Raw genomic sequence first — 934 nt, 5'->3', positions numbered from 1 at the left:
AGTCATCCAGCGTGAGGCACCGCGTCCCGACCTTCTCGCCTTCGAGATCAAGGACAAGATCACCAAGCCCGACATCGAGTGGATGTCCTCCGTGACCGATGCAGCCATGCAGGCGCACGGGAAGATCGACATGCTCATCATCATGTCGAACTACGAAGGGTCGGATCTCGGGGCGACGTTCGACGGCTATGCCGCAAGCGTGAAAGCGCGCTCGGTAGCGCACATTGAGCGCTACGTCGTTGTCGGTGCGCCAGCCATGGCGAAGGCGATGATCAACCTCTCCGGAATGATCATACCGGTCGAGACCAAGACCTTCGACCTTGAGGAAGAGCCAGCTGCTTGGGCTTGGCTCGCACAGGCTCAAACCACCCCATCCTGATACGCAAGGTCGTCGGATGGTCAGCCTGAGGGAGGGCGCACCTTTCCCCAAATCATCGTTTTTGTTGGTGCGAGCGTCGAGCGGTCGTGCCCTCTGGTGCTGAACCATGCCGAGGCGATCGATGCAACGCTCGACAAGTTGGATGGCCTTGGAAGCTCAAGCGTTGGCTGATCGGGTCGAGGTCCATCGAGCCGAACACGCTGCCATCATGGAAGCGTCCCGCGCGGTTGTCCGGGCGTCACGAGCGCTCGTCGAACGTGTCTCAGGCCGCGCCGTCACATCCCGCGGACTTTCAATGTCGCAATCCGCAGCGAAGAACAATGCGAAGTAGAGGCTCACAACTTAGAGCGTTTGCGTCTCAAAGGCGGTCGGGCGGTATTAGTTAGCAAGCTCACCCAGGAGCGTTGATGCGAGGTGTCCGACGTCAGCACCTGTGGGACAGATTGAGGGTCTTCACGAACGGAGGATGGCTGGTTCATCGTAGCCCCTGAGGAGCGAAGATGAAGCAGACATCCGGACCGGCCAAGAAGCCGGCAGAAGCGGTGATCAAGGACA

1 protein-coding gene is annotated in these 934 nt (G+C 59.6%); it reads left to right on the top strand.

Going from position 1 to position 934, the window contains the following annotated elements; genetic code table 11:
* Nucleotides 1-379 (top strand): STAS/SEC14 domain-containing protein (locus MKK70_RS13760; RefSeq protein ID WP_243948421.1); only part of this gene is annotated, 379 nt, incomplete at its 5' end.
* Between the last annotated feature and the right edge of the window lie 555 nt (nt 380-934).

Source organism: Methylobacterium sp. E-041 (genome assembly GCF_022829665.1).
Classification (GTDB): domain Bacteria; phylum Pseudomonadota; class Alphaproteobacteria; order Rhizobiales; family Beijerinckiaceae; genus Methylobacterium.
Note: the sequence above shows the minus strand (reverse complement) of the source record. Positions and strands in the feature narration are given on the sequence as shown.